The sequence below is a fragment of the Yersinia sp. 2542 StPb PI genome, from assembly GCF_048593855.1.
Lineage (GTDB): Bacteria > Pseudomonadota > Gammaproteobacteria > Enterobacterales > Enterobacteriaceae > Yersinia > Yersinia enterocolitica_E.
Map to the genome: position 1 here is coordinate 1 of NZ_JAZGQA010000332.1, position 2313 is coordinate 2313.

The following is a 2313-nucleotide window of genomic DNA, read 5'->3' on the forward strand; positions in this document are numbered from 1 at the left end:
CGTTGAGAGCTCAGAACTGACCGCATTGTCGTTATTTTTTCAACGGCAACGCTAAAATTCGTTGGGCATAAGCCAGCGCCTGTTCGATCACCTGCTCGATGGACATACTGGTTGAATCCAGTACCAACGCATCCGCCGCAGGGACTAAAGGTGCAATAGACCGGTTACGATCACGAGAGTCTCGCTCCTGTATCTCGGCCAAAAGACGTTCAAAGTTAACATTAAACCCCTTTTCCTGCAACTGTAGCATACGTCGGTGTGCGCGTTCTTGCGAACTTGCATCAAGAAATATTTTCACCGGCGCATCAGGGAAGACCACTGTCCCCATATCGCGACCATCGGCAATCAGGCCCGGTGCTTCACGAAATGCTCGCTGGCGGCGTAGTAATGCCTCACGGACTCGCGGGAAAGCCGCGGCCTGAGATGCAGTATTCCCTACAGTTTCGGTGCGGATTTCATTGCTGACATCCTCACCTTCTAAAATCACTTTTAACTGCCCATTCTGTGAGACAAAACGAACATCGAGATGTGCGGCAAGTGGAACCAATGCCTCTTCGGTGCTGATATCAACCTGATGATGCAGGGCCGCTAACGCCAAAACCCGGTAAATCGCCCCCGAATCCAGCAAGCGCCAGTTCAACGATTCAGCCAAAGCTTTGCAAAGCGTACCTTTACCTGCACCACTTGGTCCATCAACGGTTATCACCGGGGCTATCGCCGTCATTTCTCTCTCCTTTCGGTAGGCAAAACCTCTTGTCTACCCAGCAGGGCAAACACAGGAGCAGCATTATACGCCGCATCGATGTGAACTGTTACCCTCGCGTGGTTCAGTTGCTGAAAATAAAACCATAAGCCGTGGCTGGAGTGTAGAAGAGATGTGAAAGATAGCCAGAAAAAACATTTATTCTTATTTGCCAACAAAGAAATTGCTATCCGTCTATAAAATAGGGAATGGGTACCGACGGGTACCCATTAGAGGTCAATAAATTCGGCGCAAAAAGGTCAGGCTGTCTGGCTCAGATTGGCCAATTGTTCAAAGTAGTCAGGGAAGGTTTTAGCGGTGCATTGAGGGTCAAGAATCGTCACCGGTGTATCAGATAACGCCACCAGTGAGAAGCACATCGCCATACGGTGGTCATTGTAAGTCCCTATTTCAGCGGCAATTAATTGCACGGGTGGCACCACACGAATATAGTCTTCACCTTCTTCAACTTCCGCACCCACTTTTCTCAGCTCAGTGGCCATCGCAGATAAGCGGTCAGTCTCTTTTACCCGCCAGTTATAGATATTACGAATAACCGTCGGGCCATTGGCAAACAGTGCGGTGGTAGCAATGGTCATGGCCGCATCAGGAATGTGATTCATATCCATATCGATACCCTGTAATTCGCCACGGCTACATTCGATATAGTCATCACCCCAGCTAATTTTTGCGCCCATTTTTTCCAGCACATCAGCAAATTTGGTATCACCTTGCACGCTTTTTTTACCGATACCCGTGACACGCACGGTGCCACCTTTAATTGCCGCAGCGGCTAAGAAATAGGACGCAGAAGACGCATCGCCCTCAACCAAATAAGTGCCCGGAGTGCGATATGTCTGGCCGCTTTTTATATGGAACAGTTGATAGTTCTCATGCACCACATCAACACCGAAGGCTTTCATCAGATGCAGGGTAATATCGATGTATGGCTTAGAGACCAGAGTGCCTTGAATCTGAATGTCGGTATCTTGCTCAGCCAAGGGGGCAGTCATCAGCAATGCTGTCAGAAATTGGCTGGAGACACTACCATCGACGGTCAGTTTTCCACCACGGAAACCACCACGTAAGCGCACCGGCGGGTAGTTCTCTTGCTCCAGATAATCAATCTGCGCACCGCCCTGACGCAAGGCATCAACCAAGTGGCCAATTGGCCGCTCTTTCATCCGCGGTTCGCCGGTTAGTACGATGTCGCTGTTACCCAAGCAAAGTGCCGCAGCCAATGGGCGCATTGCCGTACCCGCATTGCCTAAGAACAGTTCCAAGGGTTGGTCTGCGACCAATTTGCCACCTACACCATCCACTTCACATTGAGTGCGATCAGCCGAAAGGCGGAAATTCACCCCCAATGCCTGCAAGGCATCGAGCATATGGCGAATGTCGTCACTGTCTAACAAGTTATTCAGCTGGGTCGTCCCTTCGGCCAGCGCTGCCAGAAGAAGTGCACGGTTAGAAACACTTTTAGAACCGGGTAAGTTAACGGTGCCATTGATCAGAGCAATGGGTTGTAAAGTCAGGGATTCCAGCATGGGAAAAGCACTCTCCAGTCTTCT

At 50.2% G+C, this 2313-nt stretch carries 2 protein-coding genes; both read right to left on the minus strand.

The features are described 5' to 3' along the window. Positions 1 to 31: 31 nt before the first annotated feature. Positions 32 to 724 carry a (d)CMP kinase gene (gene cmk, locus V1952_RS21270; protein WP_050084945.1) on the minus strand — a complete coding sequence of 231 codons (693 nt, stop codon included), beginning with the start codon at positions 722 to 724 and terminating at the stop codon, positions 32 to 34. A 278-nt stretch (positions 725 to 1002) separates the two neighbouring features. Further along, a complete protein-coding gene (aroA, locus tag V1952_RS21275; RefSeq protein WP_372559335.1) occupies positions 1003 to 2289 on the minus strand; it encodes a 3-phosphoshikimate 1-carboxyvinyltransferase in 1287 nt (428 codons plus the stop codon). Between the last annotated feature and the right edge of the window lie 24 nt (positions 2290 to 2313).